The organism is Streptococcus infantis (genome assembly GCF_047460405.1).
GTDB lineage: Bacteria > Bacillota > Bacilli > Lactobacillales > Streptococcaceae > Streptococcus > Streptococcus infantis_Q.
In genome coordinates this window covers 36,143-59,364 of the sequence record NZ_JASHGH010000012.1, presented here as the reverse complement: position 1 = coordinate 59,364, position 23,222 = coordinate 36,143, and the positions used below count along the sequence as shown (strand labels likewise).

Below are 23,222 nucleotides of genomic sequence, written 5' to 3'. Positions count from 1 at the left end.
AGTCCTCTTTCTAGAAAATATGTTTGTAATCTAGGACATCTGCAAAGCGCTCCTCCCAAATGTCCTCATAAAATTCATTTATCGTTTCAGCTGGAATGTCATCCCCATCAAACGTTGTGCAAGTTCCTTCTGGAATAATAAGCTGATAGCCATATTCAAAGGCAACCTTGACAGAGGTATCCACACAATATTCTGTCTGCATACCACATAAAACTAATTTTTCAATCCCCTGTTTATCCAAGTATTCTTTTAAATCAGTTTCTTTAAAAATACTGTTATACTTCTTCTGAAAGACCTTTTCATTAGGTTTTCGACTTAAAAGCTCAGATAACTGCCAATCTTCTGATGTTTGAGCTTCAGAGTTCTCAATATGTTGAACATAGATAATTTCGATATTCTTGCTTCTAGCCTGGTTTTGTAAATAAGAAATTTTTTCCAATAGACTTTTTGTCTGAAACCCAGTTTCCACTAAAATATTCTGAACATCAATGATTATAAAAGCCGTCTTCATTTAATCCTCTTTCAAATAGTGCACATTGGAGTTATAGGTTTCAAGGGTTTGGGGATAGATGGGGAATCCCTGATGAGCTAGATGCTCCACGGTACGAGCTGTTTCATAGGCTACCGCCTTATTGAGTGACAAACTTGCAATCTCACGTGCCTGGTCCACACCTGGAAAGGCACGATTGTGCTCGATATAGTCTGCGACGTAGATAACCTTATCAAGGTCTGTCATCTGACTTGCTCCAACTGTATGAATTTCGATAGCCCGTAAAATTTCAGGATCTTGCAAGTTTAAATCTTCCTGAATCTTGTAAATGCCGACCATGCCATGCCAGACATTATTGCCCCAGTTTTTAAGGTCTGGATCTAGTTGATATCGATCAATCAAGTCTAGAAACTCTTGATCTGATAGCTTTTTAGCATAATCATGAAGTAGCCCTGCTAGACCTGCTTTTTCAACATCCACACCAAAGCGCTGAGCCAATTCAATGGCTGCACGCTCCACACCCAGACAATGGGTCAAACGTTTCTCGGGTAGAAGCTCTGCCATTTTTTCCAACAATTCCTCACGGGAACAGTTGATATAGTCTTGGTATGCCATCAGTAAAGCCCTTCTTTCTCAATATAGTCTAGCACTGGTTTGGGTAGGAGAAAGTTAGGTGTGCGTCCTTGGGCAATGAAATCACGCACCATACTGGATGAAATATCCATAAGAGGCACATCCACCCAGATGACTGGATAAGAAGTCCCTGCCTTGTAACGCGGACGTTGAACCCCTACAAACTGAACTAGTTCCACCAACTCATCAATTCGGTACCACTTAGGCAGATAGTCTACCATATCGGCACCGATGATAAAGTAATAATCTGTATCTGGATTCTTCTCTGTTAGAAGCTTCATGGTGTCGTAGGTGTAGGAAACACCCTTACGTTCTAGCTCGATGGTTTCAATAGCTAGACCCTCGATTCCATCAATCGCTAACTCAAGCATTTTGAGACGGTGGTGTTCAGGAATGGTTTCCTTTTTATCTACGTGAGGTGGTTGGTATTCGGGCATGAGCAGAACCTGGTCCAATCCCAACTGTTGGCGCACTTGGTCTGCCACGATCAGATGGGCATTATGAACGGGATTAAAATTTCCACCCAAAATACCGACTTGTTTGCGTTTTTTATCCTTGATTTCTGGCTCTAACTCCACTTTTGTAAAGGGAGTTAATAATTCAATTGCCATAGGTTAATCTCCTTTACTCTTCTGTAAAAACAGCTTTTGGGAGTATCGTTCTTAGATTTCTTTAACTTTTTTAGAAATCTTGCGATTTTCTTTCTTGCTTGATTGTTTATACAAAATCAAGATGCGGCCGATTTTTTGGACTGTATCCACACCGATTTCTTCTTCCAAGATTTCAGCTACTTCGTGGATATTTTCGTCTGTGTTTTGCAAGAGAGTAACCTTGATCAATTCGCGAGCATCAAGTGCTTGTCGAACGCTGGTTTTGATTTGGTCGTTGAGTCCATTTTTCCCGATTTGGATGATAGGTTTGAGGGTGTGTGCCTGGCTGTTGAGGAAGGCACGTTGTTTTGATGTTAGTGACATATTCTTTCTTCCTTTTTTGATAGTTATTTTAGGTGGTGAGGGACGGTCGGAACTAATTTTTCAATGATTTCATCTTTGAAAAATGGATTTCCTGACCTCACAATTGAGCCTAGGTCTCAATTGTGCCCCTTGCCAATCTAAAGATTGGCAATCACACCAGGGCAATAACTATCTTTTTATGAGCTCACTTTGTTCGCTCGGTGATTTTATTTTAAATAATTGCTTTTCTTGTGACGACGGCGACGCCTTCTGGTGCCCAGACTGCGACTTTGGCGGTGCCTGTTACACGGATCCAGCCTAGGCCTGAGATGACCAGGTCTGTTTTGTCCTTGATGGTAAATACATGTTGGACTAGTTTTGGAAAATCTTCTTTTTCCTTGCTATTTGGTGGTGTGAGGAGGGTTCCAAGGTGCTTGTCGTAAAATGCACTAGCTCCCTCTAGCTTGGTACGATGAAGCTTGAGTTCATTGTCAAAGAAGGCTGTAAAACCTTGCTTTTCTCCTGCAATAAAGTCAAAGCGTCCCAATCCACCTAAAAATAGGGTTTGCTCAGGATTGAGCTGATAGGTTTTAGGTTTGATTTCCTTTTTAGGGCTGACATATTTGAGATTTTTAGCAGTCAAGTAGTGAGCCATCTGGTGACGATGGATAATTCCTGGCGTATCGTAGATATAAGAACCATCATCGAGTGGAATTTCAATCTTATCCAAGGTTGTTCCTGGGAAGCGTGAAGTTGTGATGACGTTCTGGTCACCCGTGATTTCCTGGATGATGGCGTTGATGAGGGTTGATTTACCAACATTGGTCACGCCAACCACGTAGACATCGCGGCCCTTACGGTAGTGTTCAATCTTGTCAATGACTTCCTTAATTGCATGCTTGTTTTGGGCTGAAGTCAGGACGACATCCACAGGGCGAAGACCTTCTTCGTGGGCACGCTCCATGAGCCATTGGCTAATCTTGCCCGGTTTAACAGACTTGGGCAGGATATCGTTTTTATTTCCAACCAAGAGGACATCATTGCCCGATACAAAGCGTGGCAAGCCTGGGATGACAGAGCCATTAAAGTCAAAGATATCAATGACATTGACCACCAAGGCATCGCTATCTCCCACCTCATGCAAGAGTTTGAGGAAATCATCATCCGTTAACTGAACATCAGTGATTTCATTGTAGTGACGAAGACGGAAACAACGCTGGCAATAAACTTCTCCAGTTTCCAAACCTTTTTCAAGTGCTGACTGAGGTGTAAAACCTAAACCAGTCTTATCTTCCGTCTGAATGGTTGCTCCACAACCAATACAGAGAATTTCTTCCATAATTAGATTCCTTTTTTATATGTAATCGGTCCGTATTTTTCAGCGATTTTTCTCATCACACGACGCTCACGAGCTCGGTTAATCTGAGTCTTAATAGAGTCGTGCTGAACCAAGGGTTTAACCAAAATCGAGCGAATACCTGCTCGATGGGCTGCTCGAATATCCGTCATCAGCTGGTCGCCTACCATGACAACTTCGTTCTTTTTATAGTGGAAGTGTTTCATGGCACGGTTAATTCCTAAAGTAAAGGGCTTCAGTGCCCAGTAAACATAGTCAATATCAAATTTTTCAACTGCTCGTTTGACACGTTTGGGTGTGTTATTGGATACTACAATGATACGAATCCCAGCATCCCGAAGGTCATGTAACCATTGCTTCATCTCTACTGTTCCATCTGGATTATTCCAAGCAATCAGGGTATTGTCCAAATCCACCAAAACAGCTTTGATTCCCTGTTTTTGCAGGCTTTGAACTGTCAGATCATAAACTGCTTCCACAGCAAAATCTGGCATGTAATTTTCAATCGCCATTCTGGCTCCTTTTCTTTCTATTTTTTAGTTTCTAGCAATTTTCTTTAGATACTGAGCCAAGATTGCCCATAAAATTAAACTAGCAATTAAAATATATATCCAGGCATTAGGCTCTTCTGTAAATGGCAGAGGGACATTCATTCCGAAAAATCCTGTAATGACTGCAAGAATGGCTAGCAAAACAGAGATAATGGTCAAGGTTGTCAAATTATCATTCAGGTTATTGTTTAGGATATTATTGTAAGATCCTGAGAGTTGTTGTAAAACCTGAGAAATCAAATCTGTCATGGACACCAACTGATGAGCTTCAATCATAGCATCATCAAACTGCTCTCTTTCCACTTCGTTAAAGTTCCGATAAAGCGCATGTCCCTGGATATGCTCCAAGAGGAGGCGATTTTGTTTAGCCGCAGCTGTCAAGTAAACCATACCAGTTTCCAAGTCAGAGAGGGCAAAGAGATTTTTTTTAGTGGTTGTTTGACGCAACAAGGCACTGATTTCATCCTTACTTTTATCCATCTGTTCAATGACAGGATAATAAGCATTGCTGATAAGCTCTAAACCGGCAAATAGAAACTTGTAGATTGAAATGATTTCATGATTTTCAAGATAGCCTAGCATCTGATCAATGACATAAGCGTTCTTATGATTGCTGATGGTAATCATTCGCTGTTTTTCAACGATAAAGGTCATAGGAATGGCTTCATAGTATTCCTTGTCCTTCTCTAAGTCAAGAACGTTATAGATAAAGGTTACTGTCCCGTTTTCACGATTATAATCCATGTGGGCTCGTTCGTTTCTATCCAGCGCATATTCGATGGTTTCTTTATCCAATCCATAGATTTCTGATAGGTCTTCGAGATTTTTAATGATTTCCACATCTAGATTAATCCAGGTACAACCATTTCCTAACTGCTTATCTAAAAACATCGTTTCTCCTTTACCAAACTCTTTCTATTGTACCATAAATCAAGGAAAATTTCAGTTCTCTTCTTTTCTTGAAAAATTGCTAACGACGGTGATATTGCGGTTAGGAACAAAGTGGAGGGCTTGGTCATCACTTCTCAGTTGAGTCGTTCGAATTCCAACACTAACGACTTTTCCCGATACAGTAATAGGCCCATTGGTCAAAACAACTTCATCTCCTACATCCAACTGGCGCTCAAAGAGAATAAAGAAGCCGTTGATGACATCTGATAGAAAGCCTTGTGCCCCCATACCGATAGCCACTCCAGCAATCCCAGCCCCAGCAAGCAAGCTAGAGACAGGCAAACCTAGAATAGATAAAATACAATAAATCAAGAAGAAATAAAGCGTGTAGTTAAAAATATTCTCTAGCAAACGAGAAATGGTCTTCTGTCTACCTGCATCTCGATTTGAAAACTTAAGTGAAGGTTTAACAATCTTTCGTACAGCAACATGGAGGAACTTTTTAGCTATATAGAATAGAAGGATAAGAAGTAGAAGAGAAATCACCTTGGTCAAGAGATTTTCTAAAACAGTTGTTACATCTAATTTATCCAGATAACGTTGAAAAAATTCTTGCATATAAAACTCCTTTTCTATTCATTATACCATAAATCCTTCCTCGCCATCCTTTTCATAAATATTCATTTATTCTAATAAAATCTATAAGACACTTGCTTTTCAAGTATATTTATACTATAATCATAAACAATACACAAAAAGGAGACCTTTATGAAAAGAATTATTCGTGCTTGGAACAAAACAAATCTGATCAAACGGATCGGAATCGGAATGACCTTGGGAGCTATTCTAGGTCTACTCGTTCCTAATCTAACTGGCATTGGTTTATTGGGAGATTTATTTGTAGGAGGACTAAAGGCCATCGCCCCTGTCCTGGTTTTTGCTTTAGTCGCTAACGCCCTTTCCCAACACCAGAAAGGTCAAGATAGCAATATAAAAAAAGTCATTTTCCTCTATTTGCTTGGGACCTTTGCTGCGGCTCTTGTAGCAGTTTTGGCTAGCTTTCTCTTCCCTGTTCAGATGGTCTTGAGTAGTGCTAGTACAGAAGTTACTCCTCCAGACGGCATCGGACAAGTACTCAGTAATCTCCTACTAAAAATAGTAGACAATCCTGTCAATGCCATCATCGAAGCTAACTATATCGGAATTCTCTCTTGGGCTATCGTCTTTGGAGTTGCCATGCGAGAAGCTAGCAAAAATAGCAAGGAGCTACTCAAAACAATGGCCAGTGTGACTTCAAAAATCGTCGAATGGATCATTAACCTTGCGCCATTTGGTATCCTCGGGTTAGTCTTCGAAACCATCTCTGGTCAAGGTATTGCGAGTTTAGCAAATTACGGAATCTTACTCGGACTTTTGATTGCCACTATGGTTTTCGTTGCCCTAGTGATCAATCCTCTGATTGCTTTTCTCTTTATCAAGAAAAATCCTTATCCACTTGTTTGGAAATGTTTGCGTATCAGCGGAGTCACAGCCTTTTTCACCCGAAGCTCAGCTGCAAATATCCCTGTTAATATGAAACTCTGTGAGGATCTAGGTCTTAATCCAGATACCTATTCTGTCTCTATCCCACTTGGATCAACTATCAATATGGCTGGAGCTGCTGTTACCATCAACATCTTAACCCTAGCTGCTGTCAATACCCTTGGAATCTCAGTTGATTTTGCAACAGCCTTTGTACTCAGTATCGTTGCAGCCATCTCTGCCTGCGGTGCTTCAGGAATTGCCGGAGGTTCTCTCCTACTTATCCCGGTTGCTTGCAGTCTCTTTGGAATTACCAATGATATTGCTATGCAGGTTGTGGGTGTCGGATTTGTCATCGGTGTTATTCAAGACTCTTGCGAAACAGCCCTCAACTCCTCAACAGATGTCCTCTTTACAGCAGTAGCCGAATTTTCCTCTGCTCGCAATAAATAATCAAGACAAGCCTATTTAGGGCTTGTTTTGTCTGGTTTCTATCATTCATTTTAGGAAATGTCTCATGTCTATCACTCAACGTACTTTTAAACTCGTTCTGGCAACCTGTTTAGCCTGTGTTCTAGCCTACTTTCTGGATTTATCTTCAGCAGTATCCGCTGGTATCATTGCCCTATTGAGCTTATCGGATACCCGTAGAAGCACCATTAAGCTAGCTCGCAATCGTTTATTTTCAACCCTTCTTGCTCTTTTCATTGGTGTCCTTTCCTTTCATCTGACTGGCTATCACATCTGGAGTTTTGGTCTCTATTTGGCCCTCTATGTCCCTCTGGCCTATAAACTGGGCTGGGAGATTGGCATTACCCCGAGTAGTGTCCTAGTCAGTCATCTCTTGGTTCAGAAGTCTACATCACCAGATCTGCTAGTGAATGAGCTCCTCCTATTTCTGATCGGTACGGGATTTGCCTTGACTGTCAATCTTTACATGCCTTCTCGGCAAGAAGAGATCCATCTCTATCATCTCAAGGTGGAAGAAAAACTCAAACACATTTTACAACGTTTTGAATATTATCTTGGAAAAGGTGATGGCCGAAACCGTGCCCAACTCGTTGAAGAACTGGATCAGCTTCTTGAAGAAGCTATCAAACTGGTCTATCTTGATCACTCTGACCACCTCTTTCATCAGACCGACTATCATATCCACTATTTCGAAATGAGACAGAGACAGAGTCGCATTCTTCGTAATATGGCCCAGCAAATCAACACCTGTAATCTAGCCGCAAGCGAAAGCCTAATCCTTGCCCAGCTATTTGCTAAAATTGCGGATCAACTCAGCCAGACCAATCCTGCCAACGATTTATTAAATGATATTGAAAGCTACCTGCAGGTATTTCGCAATCGCAATCTCCCTAAAACAAGGGAAGAATTTGAAACACGCGCAACCTTACTTCAACTCCTGCGCGAATTGGAAAACTTTATCCAACTGAAAGTTGACTTCTATCAACGCTATTCTGAAGAAAAAAGCAATCTATCATCATAAACAAAACACCTTTCGATCAGCAAAAACTTGCCATTCGAAAGGTGTTTTTCTGTTTCGAACCTAGCTAACTAGTGAATCTTACTGAGTAGCAAAATTGCTATGAATTCCTAATGATAGACTTATCTTTCCCTTAAGAAGTATAGATAGAATTTCTAAACTCATTTGATTCTTTGAGGTAGGCTTTATATATAGCTTTTTTCAACTTCTGAACAGGAGTTTCAATGAAACGGTATTGTTTTTGACTGATATTTCCTGCTTTAATCTGAGCAAGTTCTTCCTTTACCGCTTCTTCCATCAATTGCTTCATTCGTTCAGGACTGGAAATCACTTCTTGCTTACCTTTGTAGTCAATGGTAATCGATTTTAACTTACTGATATTAGCAATCCGTTCATCCATTTGTTCCTTCTTGAATTGAGCATAGGTCTTACCAGCTAAGATCTTTTCAAAGATGTATTGGTCTGACAAGGGACGATTCTCTTTTTCAGCATCTTGCTTGTACTGATTAGAGGCATAAGGAACGAAACCTTCGTAATAGCCTAGACCTGCCATGAGTTCAAAGGCTTGTTTTCTAAAGCTGATATCACCACTCATCCCCTTGTCATTTTCGTTGACACCATAAATCGTATCAAACATATCAACGGTATAATAACCATTGGCATCTACTTTCCCTGTAGCCGTGAATCCTTTAATGATATAGCGATTTACTACGATGTGGTTGTCAATCAAACTATGAACATCTCCTAGCTTGCTTGCATCCGCCTCAGTTAAAGCCTTGATTTCCTCACTCTGGTGAGTTGGTTTGACCGATGGATTTGGATAAGAAACAGGAGTTCTTGAACCACTTGTCGCACTTGGTAAGAGTTGCTTGAAGTAGACTGCCTTATCCGCAGCTGACAATCCTCGACTTGCCTCAGCTTCTAGATAATCTAAAGTATAGAGAACATCGAAACTACCGTGCATATATACTTTCAAATCTGCGGCTGATTTAAAGCGTTCTGGTGTTTTGTTGTAAAAACTTTCTTTGTCACTCTCATCATAGACAAAGTTCAAGTTAAAGTAGGTATCTGTTTCAGGAGTGTAGGAGTTTTCAAAGATTCCACGCGCATAGAATTCTGCTCCTGTACCATCTCGTCGACCATAATTATTAAATAGGACTGTGCGATCCAACAAGTGAGTCATTTCATGAGAATAGGTCGCTGATCCTCGATCGTCCAAAACCCTATCAATAAAGTAGCGAACACCAGCCCCATTAGCCTCAGCACCTACTGATTGAGACGGAGAATACATGCCTAGCGGAGACATGAAGTCCTTTACTCCCTTATCCGCCTCTGATCCAAACTCCTTAGACCAGGTTTCCTTGATGCCTGTATTTTGCTTGCTAGTATACTTTTTCATAGTATCCACAATCAAACGGTTGGTTACTAGTTTTGATTGATTGTCTTTTTTAGTGATTCTATAAAGCGTATCAACATAAGCAGCCTGACGCTCAGCTGTCAATTCAACCAAAGCCTTCACTTTTTCCAATTCAGCCTTATATTGACTAGGATTGCTCTGAGCCAGTGAGGTGTCCATATAAGTTCCGATATTCCCGTAAGAAACGGTTGCCATATTTGTAATAGCATAAATACTTGGTTCCTTGATATTCACTAGTCCTAGAAGGGTAGCCATGTTATATTGTTTGCGATTATCAATCTGTTGAGGTTCTGCCCCATACTTGGCAGGGTCAGAGGTTAATTTCGTGTAGAGACTTACATTTTCGTCTGTTTTTTCTTTAGATTGCTTCTCTACAACGATAGCTTTTGTAGCATCCTTCAACCAAGTATCGCCATCCATACTTGTAAAGGTAGTTCGGTTATAGTCAAGAAAGTCTAATAGGGTTGACTTATCTGTTACCTTTCCAAAGTATTTTTCAAATGTTCGTGGACTATTGACCAGCTTCATCTCATCATAGCTCATTGAACCCAGAGATGTTAGCCACTCTAGTGATGTCACCTTCTTGCCAAAGGAGCTTGGATTGTAGGCAAGAATATCACGGATGTTGGTCTTACCAAAATCAATATTGTAGAAACGATTGATATAGGTCAAACCTAGGAGAATTTTTTCCTTATTAGCTTCTAGATCTGCCTGAACCTTAGATCTGGTTTCAGCTGTATTTCCGAGCACACTCAAGCTATGAGCTACAATTTTTTTAAGGTCTGTATCTATGGTCTTTTTCGTTTCTTCAAGCGCGTCTTTAATAGATAATCTCTCTAGATATTCTTTGCGAAGGACTTCTTTAACCTCTTCATCTGTAATAGTAGGATTTGTCTTTTTAAGTTCAATCTTCTTACTAATCACATCTCGCCCCAGAATATTTGGCCTGAGGGCATTTGTCACGTAAGCATTGGAAAGCAAATCCACAGCCTTCATTCCTTGGCTAGCAGGTCGTACATCGATAGCATTTTCTAACTCCGTATTCACTGGAAGAAGATGTGGTTTGTTTTCTTTGGTTCCCACCAAGATGACATTTGGTTTCATTGCTTTTGTCACAGTACTTGTTTCCGTGTGTGATAGCATTTCACCTGTTTGAGGATTCACTTCATAAACTCTGGTAGTGGTTGTCTCCCCAGGCTCTCCCTGACTTTCTACTTTTTCAAAGTCCTTATCAAGTCTTGGATCCTGACGGCGTTCCTCCTTGATTGGAATTGGTGTCACGACGATTTCGACATTTCCGACTTTCATAACTTTATCAATCGGAACTGTTACTTCTTTTTGGTGATCTCTTTCTGTAACCTGACCTGTCTGAGTATCTACTTGGTAGGTGGTAGTCGTTTTTTCGCTTCCTTCCTTACCGGAAACAGCAACTTTTTCTGTTTGATAAGGAAGTGTTGGGTCCGCTTCATATATCGTTTTATTAGCGATAACCTTCGTTTCCACACTTGGTTTGCTTCCAACTAGAATAATCTCATCTACCTTTTCCACCAAGTTTTTTGATGTACTAGACTCTGTAATCTGGCCACTTGTTTGATCTCTTGTATATCGGGTAGTGGTTTCTACTTGTCCATTGACACCATGAATTTTCGTTTTTCTAGAACCGACCTCTTGACTGTCATCTGCTTGATAAATTGTTTTATATGGGATCGTTTGGGTTTCAACTTTTGGTTGTGGTACAGGCAAAGGCTCTTTTTTAGTCCCTACAAGGATGATTTCTGAAACCGGGGCTCTTGTTATTTCATTAGAAATCAGTTTGCGACTTTCCTTGCCGTTAGGTGTCGTCACCTCGGTTAAGATGGTACGTTCACCATCGACTCCAGCTTGAACAAGTCTAACTTGGTCGTCAGATAAAGTTGAGTCTTCCTTTCGAATAGTCTCATAAGGAACTGACTCTCTTGTTACTTCCAATTCTGGTTTTTCTTCAACAAGACTTGGTACACCTTCACTTGGGATTGAGGTAGATTCTACCTTAGTGCCTACTGCGATAATTTCTGATACAGGGGAGGTGGTGACTTCATTGGAAACTACTTTACGAGTTTCCTTACCATCAACCTTGGTGACCTCGGTTAAGATAGTGCGTTCGCCTGTTACGCCTGATTGGATAAGGCGGATTTGACCCTTAAGTAAGTCTGGATCGTCCTGATGAAGAGTGTCATAGGCAACGGTTTCTGTCGTCACCTCTAACTCTGGCTTAACCTCGACCAAGCTTGAAGTACCTTCACTTGGGATTGAGGTGGAGTCTACCTTAGTACCTACTGCGATAATTTCGGAAACGGGCGCGGTCGTAACTTCATTAGAGACCTGCTTGCGATTTTCCTTGCCATCTACGATCATCACCTCGGTTAAAATAGTACGCTCACCTGATAGGCCTGCTTGGATAATACGAGTTTGACCCTTAAGCAAGTCTGGATCGTCCTGATGAAGAGTATCATAAGCAACCGCTTCTGTCGTAATTTCAAGCTCTGGTTTCACCTCGACCAAGCTTGGAGTACCTTCGCTTGGAATTGAAGCGAATTCTACCTTAGTGCCTACTGCTATGATTTCAGTAACTGGCGCCAAGGTTACAGTATTGGATTTGACTTGGCGGTCTTCCTTGCCATCTACAGTCGTGACTTCCGTTAAGATAGTACGCTCACCTGCTACGCCTGCTTGGATAATACGAGTTTGACCCTTAAGCAAGTCTGGATCGTCCTGATGAATAGTATCGTAAGCAACTGCTTCTGTCGTGACCTCTATCTCTGACTTCTCCTCGACCAAGCTTGGAGTACCTTCACTTGGAATTGGAGTGGATTCTACCTTAGTGCCTACTGCGATAATTTCGGAAATTGGCTCCAAGGTTACAGTATTGGATTTGACTTGGCGTTCTTCCTTGCCATCTACAGTCGTCACTTCCGTTAAAATAGTACGCTCACCTGCGACGCCTGCTCGAACAACACAAGTTTGACCCTTAAGCAAGTCTGGATCGTCCTGATGAATAGTGTCATAGGCAACGGCTTCTGTCGTAACTTCAAGCTCTGGTTTCACCTCGACCAAGCTTGGAGTACCTTCGCTTGGAATTGAGGTGGATTCTACCTTAGTACCTACTGCGATAATTTCTGAAATTGGCTCCACAGTCAAAGTATTGGATTTGACTTGGCGGACTTCCTTGCCATCTACATTTGTCACTTCCGTTAAGATCGTGCGCTCACCTGCTACGCCTGCTCGAACAACACGGGTTTGACCCTTAAGCAAGTCTGGATCGTCCTTATGGATAGTATCATAGGCAACTGCTTCTGTCGTAACTTCAAGTTCTGGTTTCACTTGGATCAAGCTTGGAGCACCTTCACTTGGGATTGAGGTAGATTCTACTTTGGTGCCTACTGCGATGATTTCGGTAACTGGTTCTCGGGTAACACTATTAGATTTGACTTGACGGACTTCCTTGCCATCTACAGTCGTCACTTCCGTTAAAATAGTACGCTCACCTGCTACGCCTGCTCGAATAAGGCGAGTTTCACCCTTAAGCAAGTTCGGATCATCCTGATAAACAGTGTCATAAGCGACAGCTTCTGTCGTAACCTCAAGTTCTGGCTTCACCTCTACCAATCTTGGAGTTCCTTCACTTGGAGTTGAAGTGGATTCTACCTTAGTGCCTACTGCGATGATTTCGGTAACTGGTTCTAAGGTTACAGTGTTGGATTTGACTTGACGGACCTCCTTACCATCTACAGTCGTCACTTCCGTTAAGATAGTGCGCTCACCTGCTACGCCTGCTCGAATAAGGCGAGTTTGGCCCTTAAGCAAGTCTGGATCGTCCTGATGAATAGTATCGTAAGCAACCGCTTCTGTCGTGACCTCTAGCTCTGGTTTCACCTCGACCAAGCTTGGTGCTCCCTCACTTGGGATTGAGGTGGATTCTACATTCTCTACTTGTGAAGAATGAGGTTTTGTATTTTCATTTCTAGAGATTTCTCCATTCCCGCTTACAAAATAATAGCCTGTAAATTCATAACCCTCAATCTTTTCTGGACTAGGCAAAAATTCTCCTGCAACTGTTTTGACAAGAGATGGACGAAGCTCTACTAAGTTCTCCAAGGCAGAAACTGATAGTGCAGTACCACCTACAGCCAAAACTGTCACTAGAAAGAGAGAGGCGCCTTTTCTCTTTTTAATGAGAGTGAGCGAAACTAACAAGATACCTGTACCTAAGACAGGTAGGATAGTATTTGAAAACAAGCCAGTATCAGGTAACTTAGTAGTAGACTTACGGTAGACGAAGTAATAATCCTTACCTTCCTCCACTTGGATAGCATTTTCTTCAAACCAACGTAGTTCAGCCTTCAAAGATTCAGGCAAGTCTTTATCCTCCACATAGTGTGAAACTAGCTGGGGAATCCTTTCCTCTGCAAGTACAGCATTTCCACTTGTACCTACAAAAAACAAACTCGTTCCCAATAAGACGGAACAAGTTCCTACTGCATACTTTCTCAAAGAAAAGCGTTGTTTTGCTTTAAAATGATGTTTTTTCATGACAAACTCCAATTTCGTATCTATTCCTTTTCCCAGTATATCAAAAATAGTAAACGCCTACAAAAGATTTGAATAATAAAATTGCCATATCTAGCTTCTTTATCCATTTTTGAAAGAAAAGCATCCTTATTCTTTGTAAACATTCACAGTAAGAACGTAATTTCCTCCCAGAAGTTCTTCTATTATCTGCTACTTAATAAAAATCTAGTGAATGAAAGTAGGAGGCCGATGAAGCTGAAAGAACCTAAATTTCTAGATTATACAAAGCAAAAACCACAAGTAAACTCAGTTTTACTGACTTCACTTGTGGTAGTTATGTTTTATCAAAATATTTACCGAATCCTAGTAGAACCCCAGAGCCACTTACCTATCTCTTTTTCACCGACATTAGGGAGATATCTCGCAAACTAAAGTAAGTGAGGACCAGCATGGCTACTGTGATAAAGAATTCTGTTGGTAGCTGAAAGATTTGCAGGATGGACAACATAAGCAAAATCACGAGGGAAACGAGACCAAAAACAAGAATTACAATATTAACCGTCCCCTTGATACTTTGAGGTGTCGCAAATACATAGAGTAAGAGTAATAAAATCCCTATGATTAAATAGACCATTTTCTGCTCTTTCTAGCTTTTATTCAGCTGACTTTTTCTTTTTGTTTGCTTTCTCACGCTCTGCCTTGTTAAGGATTTGTTTACGCAAACGGATAGATTCAGGAGTTACTTCCATGTACTCATCGTCGTTCAAGAACTCAAGTGATTCTTCAAGGGTCAAGATACGAGGAGTCTTGATAACCGCTGTTTGGTCCTTAGTAGCTGAACGAACGTTGGTCATTTGTTTCGCTTTTGTGATGTTAACAGTCAAGTCGTTTTCACGAGAGTTTTCACCGATGATCATTCCTTCGTATACTTCAGTTCCTGGGTTAACAAAGATAGTTCCACGTTCTTCGATAGACATAATTGAGTAAGTTGTTGCCTTACCAGTATCGATAGAAACAAGGGCACCACGGTGACGTCCACCAATTTCACCTGGAATCAATGGCAAGTATTGGTCGAAGGTATGGTTCATGATCCCGTAACCACGAGTCATTGACAAGAACTCGGTTGAGTATCCAATCAAACCACGCGCAGGAACGAGGAAGACCAAACGAGTTTGACCATTACCAGTTGAGATCATGTCTAACATTTCACCTTTACGTTCGGAAAGGCTTTGGATTACAGATCCTTGGTATTCTTCTGGTGTATCGATTTGCACGCGCTCAAATGGCTCACATTTGACACCATCAATCTCTTTTACGATAACTTCTGGACGAGATACTTGAAGCTCATAGCCCTCACGACGCATGGTTTCAATCAGGATTGACAAGTGCAATTCCCCACGTCCTGATACAGTCCATTTATCTGGTGAATCAGTTGGGTCAACACGAAGAGAAACGTCTGTTTGCAATTCCGCCTGCAAGCGTTCTTCTACCTTACGAGAAGTGACCCATTTACCTTCCTTACCAGCAAATGGTGAGTTGTTGACCAAGAAGGTCATTTGAAGTGTTGGCTCATCGATGTGAAGAACTGGAAGAGCTTCAACTGCATCTGTTGGAGTAATGGTTTCTCCGACAAAGATATCTTCCATACCAGATACGGCAATCAAGTCACCAGCTTTGGCTTCTTGAATTTCACGACGTTCCAAACCAAAGAAACCAAAGAGTTTTGTAACACGGAAGTTCTTTGTTGTACCATCCAATTTAGAAAGGGTAACTTGGTCCCCAACCTTTACACTACCACGGAAGATACGTCCGATACCGATACGTCCTACGAAATCATTGTAGTCAAGAAGTGACACTTGGAATTGAAGAGGCTCATCAGAGTTATCAACCGGAGCTGGAATGTGATCGATAATGGTATCAAAGATTGGCGCCATTGTCTTTTCTTGATCCGCTGGATCATCTGACAATGAAGATGTTCCGTTGATCGCTGACGCATAAACGACTGGGAAGTCAAGCTGGTCATCATCCGCACCAAGCTCGATGAAAAGTTCCAAGACTTCATCCACTACTTCTGCTGGACGAGCTGATGGCTTATCAATTTTGTTAACCACAACGATAGGCACAAGGTCTTGTTCCAAGGCTTTTTTCAATACGAAACGAGTCTGTGGCATAGTTCCTTCGTAAGCATCTACGACCAAAACAACACCGTCAACCATTTTCATGATACGTTCAACTTCTCCACCGAAGTCCGCGTGTCCTGGTGTGTCCATGATGTTGATACGAGTTCCGTTGTAGGCAACTGCTGTATTTTTCGCAAGGATGGTGATTCCACGCTCTTTCTCAATATCGTTTGAGTCCATTGCACGCTCAGCTAACTCTGTACGCGCGTCAAGAGTTTCAGATTGTTTCAACAATTCGTCAACGAGGGTCGTTTTACCGTGGTCGACGTGGGCGATAATCGCGATATTACGGATATCTTCTCTTAATTTTGTCATGATTTCCTCTATTGTATTCAAAAATTTATTTTCTAACTGAACGATTATACCACAATTTTAAGCAAATGACTTAATTCAAGTAAGTGTAAATGTTTTCAAAAGATCATTATTCTTTATAAATTGAAATACAGTTGAAAAGGCATCTTAAAATAATGTACTAATGTTACGAAAACTAATACAGCTGATGGTTTTCCCATCGGACTTGGCTACTTTTTCTAGCTGGTCATTGACATAGTTGGTGCTATGACCGTTGGCATCTGTTTCTTTTGCCAAGCTACCTGTAGCGTCATAGGCATACTGAGTCACTCCACCTACACATTATCTTAAGTTAAACCTCACTATTTTGCTTACTATTTGAAAATGAAGTTGAGACCGCATCATCTCAACTTCACTTTGTAATTATTTTTTCTTAGTTCTCAAATCCCACTCCGCCTGTAATCTGGGTAATGAGGTCTAAATGTTCTTTGACGGTAACTTATTGCAGAATTTCAGTAATAGTGACTTCTATTTCTGACTTTAAATCATAAAATCCTATATGTACGCTATTCTTGTATATCCAAAACAGGTCTAAATTGGAATAATATTCTTATAGCTCAAATAATTCTTAAATTATTATCCGTCTTGAAGATTACACTCCTCAATGTATTCTAACCATGCATCAATATTAGGTAGAACTTCCCTTTGTTCCCATCCTGAATCAGCAAAGTCATGAATTATATGCACTAGAGTACTATCAACATCTTCAAAACAGGCGATATCATCATTATCACCTCTCCTTGCAAATGGATATAATGTTCGCTCAGGATATCTTGTTTGAAGACCTCTAAATCTCCTAACCGTTTCTTCATCGTTCATCAAGTACCAAACACCAAAATCAACGATACCTTTAGAAACTAAATCTTTTAATTGTTGTGGATAGGAAAAAAAAGAATGATTAAATGTAAATGGCATGAATTAATTCCTCCGTTCTAAGTCGTACGAACCGTATGGATTCAAGGTTCGAAAAGATGATTTTTGCTTACCAACACGTAACTGAACTGCTTCTCCCCAAGTTGAAGGTGTACCAGCAGGAGTTGTAAGTCTATCTATAAATTGTTCTGGAAGAGGATCCGTATATTGATGTACTCTAGCCGTAGCAGCAATCCCAGCTCCTCTAGCAGCTATAACCCTTGTATTATCAATAGTTGTTAACTTACCATCAGGCATATTCACAACATCAATTGCATCTCCTTTCCAACCATTAGATATCATACTAGATTGTATAGAATCGGCTCCATTAACAGAACTTTGACTAAACCTAATGTTGTAGGGATTAATTTGTGATATTTTATCTGATGGTGCTGGCAAGGCAAGTGGTTTACTAGTCGGCCCAGGCAATGCTAGTTGCTGAACAGGGGTTACATCTTTGCGTGGTCTCGTGATCGGTACATCCCCTGATTTCGGCTTCGTCGTCACCACATCAGCCTTAGGAGCCTTCTTAGGAGACACACTACCTGCTCCGTTGGTAAAGGTGTTAAAGGCAAAGTTCATAGCGACTGTTTGACCAGTAATCTTATTGCCTGTGGCCAAATCAATACCTGTATCAATCGCAGTCTCAACCGCAGATTCCACTCCAATCTTGGCAACTTGTCGAACTGCTTGATTGCCAATATTTTGGGTCACATTAGTTGCTAGACCAGCTCCTGCTCCCATCAATTGACCGCCAATAAGACCTGAGATAGCACCCGTTCCTGCTCCTTTGGCAATCGAACCAACCAATTCCCAACCACGTTGGCCAGAACTATAGGCATCATATCCTGAGATGATTGCTCCAGAGGCTGCACCACCGATAGCCATCGCTACGGGGGCTCCAAGACCTCCAGTCGCTACGGTAAGAGCAATACCGACACCGATAGCTCCCGCAGTTACGGCAACCTTCTTCCAGTCGACATTTCTCACGAAATCAACGACTTGATTCTTGATCCGTTCGGCTGTTGTACAAACATGTTTTAAGGTATTCTGCAAGGCTGTTCCCCAGTTTCGGAGGAGATTCTTTCCTTCTCGGATGGTTGGGGAAGAGCTCAAGCCTGTTGCTAGGGCATAGGCAGACCGAACCACTTGTTGGCGCTTAGCTTCTATCTGTGCTGCCGCTTGCTGGTATTTCGTTTGTACATAGTCGCGGGCACTATTGTAGGTCGTTTGAACCTTATTCCACTGTCTGCCAATCCAATTCGATGCACGGTTAACCTGGGTGCTGACCCAGTTAACACCTCTATCAATCTGTCTACCAACCCAATTCGACGCTCGGTTAAATTGGGTGTTTGCCCAGCTGACTCCTCTACTAATTTGTCTACCAGCCCAATTAACGCCTCTACTAATTTGTCTGCCAGCCCAATTAACTCCTGACTTAACATAGTTCCAGCCTTTTTTGATACTGTTCCAGAAGTGTCCACTCGGGTCTGTATAGTTAACAGGGTTGTTCTGCACATAGCTGTAGCTGTTCTGGCTGAGAGGATCTGTGTCCTCACCTGGGTAGCTATCCTCGGTTAAGAAAGTACCTCCTTGACTATCATAATACCTTGCTCGTAAATAGTCAAGTTCAGTATCGTCACGAGCTTCGCCGTTGTAGGCAAATGGATTCCCTGTCGTGTCTGTGCTTGTCTTTCTTGCCCCATAGAGGTTATAGCTGCTTGATGCGACGGCTTGTCCATCCTTGGTCAAGCCTGTCACAGAGCCCAACTGGCATAGGTCACTTCTCCCTGATCCGGTAGGTTACCGAGTTCTGGTGGGTTGACAACGATTCCCTCCTTAGTCACTGTAAGCAACTGATCCTTTAAGTCATAGATGTAACATAAAACTCTCGAAGAAATCCTTCCTCGAGAGTCTTTGCATGTTTCTATCACAACAGAAGAGGTTAATTTAAACAATTAGTACGATTCTAGTTAAGATAATCATGTAATTTAATTTCTCTTTTTAAGTTTTTCAAAAACATTCTAAGCAAATTATTTCTGAGAACTTTTCAATTTATTAACTTAAATAAATAATTAAATTCCTATAGTCTCAGATACTAAATAACAATCACTTTTCCAACTTGAAAATAAGAGGAAATTTCTCAGAAATTACATCTATCCCAAAATTAATACCAATTACTTGATAATGGTGAAAAGTTTTGAAATATACTTGTTGTAATTTTTCTCTTAACCTAGTATTCTCATCTAACCTTTATCACTGTGCAATATCGGACCAAAAAGGAATTTGGGGTAAATTAGATAGATTTGTCTCTCTGCTTACTGTGATTCCATGAAAATAATCAGTTAGGCTTTTTGAATAATAAATGATATCTGAACCAACAATTGAAAATACAGGCGAAATTGGAGTATTACATGATGCAATATACCTATGACCAAAAATGGGCAATAATGTTGGGGAATTCATTAAACGACTTAGTATTTCTCCTTTTGTAAGTTCTAAATTACTTGGAGCTTCTCCCCAATTATCGCTCCAATCAACATATTCTATTTCTTCTGCTATATTTTCTTTTATTACTTGTATATAATTACTCAACACCTTAACATTCTGAGGTGAAAAATCACTCCAATCATACCAGTTTTCAGGAAGTTCCTCCATATTTCCATAAACTTTTTTAAATTCGTCAGGTAAATAAACGCTATAAATTTCTTCTATCTTTCTAAATGTTCTATTATTAAATTTCTTTGACATTATATTCCCCTTATTTTATTCTTATAAAAGTTTGATAGTGATCTTGAGTATACCATATGGATCCATCTTCACCTATAACAATTCTTTCCATTCCTCTTGGCACTCCTTTTTGATATGGATGAACATCGTACTCTTTATAAGTAATTCCATCGGGAAGGAGTTCTTCACCATCTAAAGGCTCATTTTTATAAACTTTTCCTCCTTTAAATCCATCTGGTGGATTACCCTTATTGTTTTTAATCTGTGAAATAGTATCTTCAACATATTGAGGAATTTTATTAACATCTTTGACATCATCTACTTTATCCGCCACACGAGCAGCGTCTGATGCCTTGTCCGCTGCCTTTGCAGCTTTCGAAGCATCTTTAGCTTTATCAGCTGCCTTTGTAGCTTTTGAAGCATCATTGACTGCGTCTACTGCATCGAGTGCTTTTTCAAGTTTCCTTAATTTGCCAGCCTTAGCTATAGGAAAGAAATTACTTGCAATATCAACAGCTAACTCTGCACCTGCCGCCCAACGATTTGCGTCTTCGCCCGTTAGTGGATCTTTCCCTGTAACTAAACGTTCTCCATTATTCCAGCCTATGAATTCAGCTGCTAAAGTTGGAAGTTTAGCTTTATTTTCTTGGTTAAACTTCGCAAATTTTACATTAGAGGCATAGGCATTTTCCTCAGGAGTCATTGGGGGAGCCTTTAGATACTCCTCTAATGTCATCCTATCAATTCGCTCTTTCTGATCCGGTCTAAGTCCATGTCTTGCCGCATCTTCATACTTTCTAAAGTCTGCGACAGATGGAACTTTATTTTCTCCCTTATCGGAGGCACCAGTTGTTTTTGGATCACAGACATGTTTTAAGGTATTCTGCAAGGCTGTTCCCCAGTTTCGGAGGAGATTCATGCCTTCTCGGATTGTAGGGGAGGCCTTAAATCCTATTGCCACAGCATAGGCAGTACGAATTGCTTGATAGTGTAGTTCTTGAATACGAGCTTGTGCTTGCTGGTATTTCGTTTGAACATAATCGACTGTACTATTGTAGGTCGTTTGAACCTTATTCCACTGTCTGCCAACCCAGTTAACACCTCTATCAATCTGTCTACCAACCCAGTTAATGCCTCTATCAATCTGTCTGCCAACCCAGTTAACGCCTCTATCAATCTGTCTGCCAACCCAATTAACGCCTCTACTAATCTGTCTGCCAACCCAATTAACGCCTCTACTAATCTGTCTGCCAACCCAATTAACGCCTCTACTAATTTGTCTGCCAGCCCAATTAAGACCTGACTTAACATAGTTCCAGCCTTTTTTGATACTGTTCCAGAAGTGCCCACTCGGGTCGGTATAGTTGACGGGGTTGTTCTGCACATAGCTGTAACGGTTCTGGCTGAGAGGGTCTGTTTCCTCACCTGGGTAGCTATCCTCGGTTAAGAAAGTACCTCCCTGACTATCATAATACCTTGCGCGTAAATAGTCAAGTCCAGTATCGTCACGGGCTTCGCCGTTATAGGCAAAGGGCTGACCTGTTGTGTCTGTGCTTGTCTTTCTTGCTCCATAGAGGTTATAGCGACTGGATGCGACGGCTTGTCCATCCTTGGTCAAACCTGTCACAGAGGCTGATTGGTTAGTCAAGTAGTTGTAGCTGTCACCTGTTTGGTTGTTGAGGTAGCTGGTTCGACCCTGACCATAGCTATAGGTCTCACGAGCCTTGCCATCATGGTCATAGGTTTCGAGGACTTCTGTATGTTCACGATTGACATCGTTGACATAGTTGCGTTCCTCGTAGTAGTTATAGGTATCCTCTCGTGTGGTATAAGGAATCAGGACATCCTGAACCTGACTGGCATAGGTTACTTCTCCCTGACCAGGTAAGTTGCCAAGTTCTGGTGGGTTGACCACGATTCCTTCCTTGGTTGCTCGATCCTTAGCCACTTTCTGGTGATAGGCTCTAGACACATCGTCAAAGATGCTGTGCCAGATGCTTCCTACTGTCTGTGGTAGGGTGGATAGGGCTTGGAGGACATTCTGACTGAAGCCATACCAGAAGAGGGAGTTTTTCTCCCCACTTGGGGCTGTATATGGCGACTTACGACCTGACTTGCCTCTACCTGCATGCGATGCCTGATCACCAGATTGATCTTCCTTAGGTTTGCGTTGGAAGAGTTGATAAGTGTTCTTGCCTTCCTTGCGACTAGCAGTGAAGACACGGTTATCATCTCCGTCGTAAAGTGCAGCCATGAGAAGACCCTTCTTGTCCTTGATCGCAAGTAAGCGGTTCTCTGTGTCGTAGATGTAGTCTAACTTCTCTGAGTTTTTCTCAGAAGCGATGCGATTGCCATTCTTGTCGTAGGTATAGGTGATAGTGCCATCTGGACCTTCTAGTTTGGTCAAGCGGTTATGGTCATCGTAGGTAAAGTGTATCTGGCTCTCCTTGCCATCGACTGTCTCGGTGCTGGTTAGTTTATTGCCGGCTAAGTCATAGGTGTAAGAGAGTTTAGAGAGTTCCTTACCAGCTCCATCCGATACAGTCATGTTTTCCACTTGACCCAGAGTATCGTAAGTGTAGGTATGGACTAGGGTTTCGCCATCCTGCTTGATGGTTTCTTTGGCAATGTAGCCACCATCATCATACTCATAGCCGTAGCTGGAGATGAGTTTGTCCTGCTTGTCTACTGTGAGACTAATATAAAATAAACTAGGGGAAATTTTCCCCTAGTTAGAAATTGAACCAAGTCACAAATTGTCTTTGTGAAAGTAATTTATATTTTCTCCACTTTTACATCATTTTCAGATAGAATATCCACTAAATATTCTGTCGACATTATGAAATAGTGATGAAGCTTTTTATTAGCTATATTTGCAGAAGCGACCAAATCACCAAACTCTGTATTCTCGACCTCATAGATATAGTTGGTCAGATAAAGTGGTCTGTTCTCTGCCAATCCTTGTTCCCAGTATTTATCTCTTAATTCTAAACTTTCCTGGACTGTTCGGAAAGCCCAGATCTTTGTAAAGGTAAATTTAAATTTTTCTGAATCTTCCAAGTAGACAATTAGAGTGTCCCCATCTATATTTATCTCAATACCATAGTCGCCAAAAGGAATAAAGTCCGGTTTAATTTTCGTCCATTTTTCCATATCATTTCTCCAAGTTCTATTTTCCGATAATTGTACTAAAGTCATG

19 protein-coding genes are annotated in these 23,222 nt (G+C 41.2%); 2 read left to right on the top strand and 17 right to left on the bottom strand.

Features of this window, described 5'->3' with window-relative positions:
* Positions 1-10: 10 nt before the first annotated feature.
* The 8 genes from QM928_RS06600 to QM928_RS06565 form a co-directional block, all read right to left on the bottom strand.
* A complete protein-coding gene (locus tag QM928_RS06600) occupies positions 11-511 on the bottom strand; it encodes a cysteine hydrolase family protein (protein ID WP_414294810.1) in 501 nt (166 codons plus the stop codon).
* The gene (gene yqeK, locus QM928_RS06595; protein WP_414294811.1) at positions 512-1,105 is read right to left on the bottom strand and encodes a bis(5'-nucleosyl)-tetraphosphatase (symmetrical) YqeK; all 594 of its coding nucleotides are present in this window, start codon (positions 1,103-1,105) and stop codon (positions 512-514) included.
* Complete coding sequence (locus QM928_RS06590; RefSeq protein WP_414294812.1) at positions 1,105-1,734, bottom strand: nicotinate-nucleotide adenylyltransferase; 630 nt, start codon at positions 1,732-1,734, stop codon at positions 1,105-1,107. Before QM928_RS06590 ends, yqeK begins: the two co-directional genes overlap by 1 nt.
* A 51-nt stretch (positions 1,735-1,785) precedes the next feature.
* Complete coding sequence (gene yhbY, locus QM928_RS06585) at positions 1,786-2,097, bottom strand: ribosome assembly RNA-binding protein YhbY (protein ID WP_000060171.1); 312 nt, start codon at positions 2,095-2,097, stop codon at positions 1,786-1,788.
* 211 nt (positions 2,098-2,308) lie between these two features.
* Positions 2,309-3,415, bottom strand: a complete 1,107-nt coding sequence (yqeH, locus tag QM928_RS06580; RefSeq protein ID WP_414294813.1) for a ribosome biogenesis GTPase YqeH — start codon at positions 3,413-3,415, stop codon at positions 2,309-2,311.
* Between the two features lie 2 nt (positions 3,416-3,417).
* Positions 3,418-3,945, bottom strand: coding sequence for a YqeG family HAD IIIA-type phosphatase (locus tag QM928_RS06575; protein WP_045763162.1), 528 nt, complete (start codon positions 3,943-3,945; stop codon positions 3,418-3,420).
* Positions 3,946-3,969: 24 nt separating this feature from the next.
* Positions 3,970-4,875 (bottom strand): magnesium transporter CorA family protein, encoded by a 906-nt coding sequence (locus tag QM928_RS06570; RefSeq protein ID WP_373114625.1) that lies wholly within the window; start codon positions 4,873-4,875, stop codon positions 3,970-3,972.
* Between the two features lie 51 nt (positions 4,876-4,926).
* The gene (locus QM928_RS06565; protein WP_248035264.1) at positions 4,927-5,493 is read right to left on the bottom strand and encodes a mechanosensitive ion channel family protein; all 567 of its coding nucleotides are present in this window, start codon (positions 5,491-5,493) and stop codon (positions 4,927-4,929) included.
* Between the two features lie 150 nt (positions 5,494-5,643).
* On the opposite strand from QM928_RS06565, the gene sstT reads away from it, so the two are divergent.
* Positions 5,644-6,849 (top strand): serine/threonine transporter SstT, encoded by a 1,206-nt coding sequence (sstT, locus tag QM928_RS06560; protein WP_414294814.1) that lies wholly within the window; start codon positions 5,644-5,646, stop codon positions 6,847-6,849.
* 64 nt (positions 6,850-6,913) lie between these two features.
* Positions 6,914-7,888 carry an aromatic acid exporter family protein gene (locus tag QM928_RS06555; protein WP_414294815.1) on the top strand — a complete coding sequence of 325 codons (975 nt, stop codon included), beginning with the start codon at positions 6,914-6,916 and terminating at the stop codon, positions 7,886-7,888.
* Between the two features lie 130 nt (positions 7,889-8,018).
* Here the strand turns inward: QM928_RS06555 and QM928_RS06550 are convergent, their stop codons facing one another.
* The 9 genes from QM928_RS06550 to QM928_RS06510 form a co-directional block, all read right to left on the bottom strand.
* Positions 8,019-13,871, bottom strand: a complete 5,853-nt coding sequence (locus tag QM928_RS06550) for a G5 domain-containing protein (protein ID WP_414294816.1) — start codon at positions 13,869-13,871, stop codon at positions 8,019-8,021.
* A gap of 367 nt (positions 13,872-14,238) precedes the next feature.
* The gene (locus QM928_RS06545; RefSeq protein ID WP_311522530.1) at positions 14,239-14,484 is read right to left on the bottom strand and encodes a DUF3165 family protein; all 246 of its coding nucleotides are present in this window, start codon (positions 14,482-14,484) and stop codon (positions 14,239-14,241) included.
* Positions 14,485-14,503: 19 nt separating this feature from the next.
* The gene (gene typA, locus QM928_RS06540) at positions 14,504-16,345 is read right to left on the bottom strand and encodes a translational GTPase TypA (protein WP_375555277.1); all 1,842 of its coding nucleotides are present in this window, start codon (positions 16,343-16,345) and stop codon (positions 14,504-14,506) included.
* 144 nt (positions 16,346-16,489) lie between these two features.
* The gene (locus tag QM928_RS06535; protein ID WP_083301275.1) at positions 16,490-16,651 is read right to left on the bottom strand and encodes a hypothetical protein; all 162 of its coding nucleotides are present in this window, start codon (positions 16,649-16,651) and stop codon (positions 16,490-16,492) included.
* Between the two features lie 306 nt (positions 16,652-16,957).
* On the bottom strand, positions 16,958-17,296 hold the full coding sequence (locus tag QM928_RS06530; RefSeq protein WP_153225051.1) for a hypothetical protein: 339 nt from the start codon (positions 17,294-17,296) through the stop codon (positions 16,958-16,960).
* A gap of 3 nt (positions 17,297-17,299) precedes the next feature.
* The gene (locus QM928_RS06525) at positions 17,300-19,054 is read right to left on the bottom strand and encodes an RHS repeat-associated core domain-containing protein (protein WP_414294817.1); all 1,755 of its coding nucleotides are present in this window, start codon (positions 19,052-19,054) and stop codon (positions 17,300-17,302) included.
* A gap of 495 nt (positions 19,055-19,549) precedes the next feature.
* Positions 19,550-20,044 carry a hypothetical protein gene (locus QM928_RS06520; RefSeq protein ID WP_000037407.1) on the bottom strand — a complete coding sequence of 165 codons (495 nt, stop codon included), beginning with the start codon at positions 20,042-20,044 and terminating at the stop codon, positions 19,550-19,552.
* A 10-nt stretch (positions 20,045-20,054) separates the two neighbouring features.
* Positions 20,055-22,571, bottom strand: a complete 2,517-nt coding sequence (locus tag QM928_RS06515; RefSeq protein WP_414294818.1) for an RHS repeat-associated core domain-containing protein — start codon at positions 22,569-22,571, stop codon at positions 20,055-20,057.
* Between the two features lie 227 nt (positions 22,572-22,798).
* On the bottom strand, positions 22,799-23,176 hold the full coding sequence (locus QM928_RS06510) for a hypothetical protein (protein WP_153225807.1): 378 nt from the start codon (positions 23,174-23,176) through the stop codon (positions 22,799-22,801).
* Positions 23,177-23,222 lie beyond the last annotated feature (46 nt).

What these genes read in the sequence shown, in the direction of transcription:
- QM928_RS06570 (WP_373114625.1), bottom strand. Translation starts at nt 4,875, where the DNA reads ATGTTTTTAGATAAGCAGTTAGGAAATGGTTGTACCTGGATTAATCTA.
- sstT (WP_414294814.1), top strand. Translation starts at nt 5,644, where the DNA reads ATGAAAAGAATTATTCGTGCTTGGAACAAAACAAATCTGATCAAACGG.
- QM928_RS06515 (WP_414294818.1), bottom strand. Translation starts at nt 22,571, where the DNA reads ATGACTGTATCGGATGGAGCTGGTAAGGAACTCTCTAAACTCTCTTAC.
- typA (WP_375555277.1), bottom strand. Translation starts at nt 16,345, where the DNA reads ATGACAAAATTAAGAGAAGATATCCGTAATATCGCGATTATCGCCCAC.
- QM928_RS06600 (WP_414294810.1), bottom strand. Translation starts at nt 511, where the DNA reads ATGAAGACGGCTTTTATAATCATTGATGTTCAGAATATTTTAGTGGAA.
- yqeK (WP_414294811.1), bottom strand. Translation starts at nt 1,105, where the DNA reads ATGGCATACCAAGACTATATCAACTGTTCCCGTGAGGAATTGTTGGAA.
- QM928_RS06590 (WP_414294812.1), bottom strand. Translation starts at nt 1,734, where the DNA reads ATGGCAATTGAATTATTAACTCCCTTTACAAAAGTGGAGTTAGAGCCA.
- QM928_RS06555 (WP_414294815.1), top strand. Translation starts at nt 6,914, where the DNA reads ATGTCTATCACTCAACGTACTTTTAAACTCGTTCTGGCAACCTGTTTA.
- QM928_RS06575 (WP_045763162.1), bottom strand. Translation starts at nt 3,945, where the DNA reads ATGGCGATTGAAAATTACATGCCAGATTTTGCTGTGGAAGCAGTTTAT.
- QM928_RS06565 (WP_248035264.1), bottom strand. Translation starts at nt 5,493, where the DNA reads ATGCAAGAATTTTTTCAACGTTATCTGGATAAATTAGATGTAACAACT.
- QM928_RS06530 (WP_153225051.1), bottom strand. Translation starts at nt 17,296, where the DNA reads ATGCCATTTACATTTAATCATTCTTTTTTTTCCTATCCACAACAATTA.
- QM928_RS06545 (WP_311522530.1), bottom strand. Translation starts at nt 14,484, where the DNA reads ATGGTCTATTTAATCATAGGGATTTTATTACTCTTACTCTATGTATTT.
- QM928_RS06520 (WP_000037407.1), bottom strand. Translation starts at nt 20,044, where the DNA reads ATGTCAAAGAAATTTAATAATAGAACATTTAGAAAGATAGAAGAAATT.
- QM928_RS06510 (WP_153225807.1), bottom strand. Translation starts at nt 23,176, where the DNA reads ATGGAAAAATGGACGAAAATTAAACCGGACTTTATTCCTTTTGGCGAC.
- yhbY (WP_000060171.1), bottom strand. Translation starts at nt 2,097, where the DNA reads ATGTCACTAACATCAAAACAACGTGCCTTCCTCAACAGCCAGGCACAC.
- QM928_RS06550 (WP_414294816.1), bottom strand. Translation starts at nt 13,871, where the DNA reads ATGAAAAAACATCATTTTAAAGCAAAACAACGCTTTTCTTTGAGAAAG.
- yqeH (WP_414294813.1), bottom strand. Translation starts at nt 3,415, where the DNA reads ATGGAAGAAATTCTCTGTATTGGTTGTGGAGCAACCATTCAGACGGAA.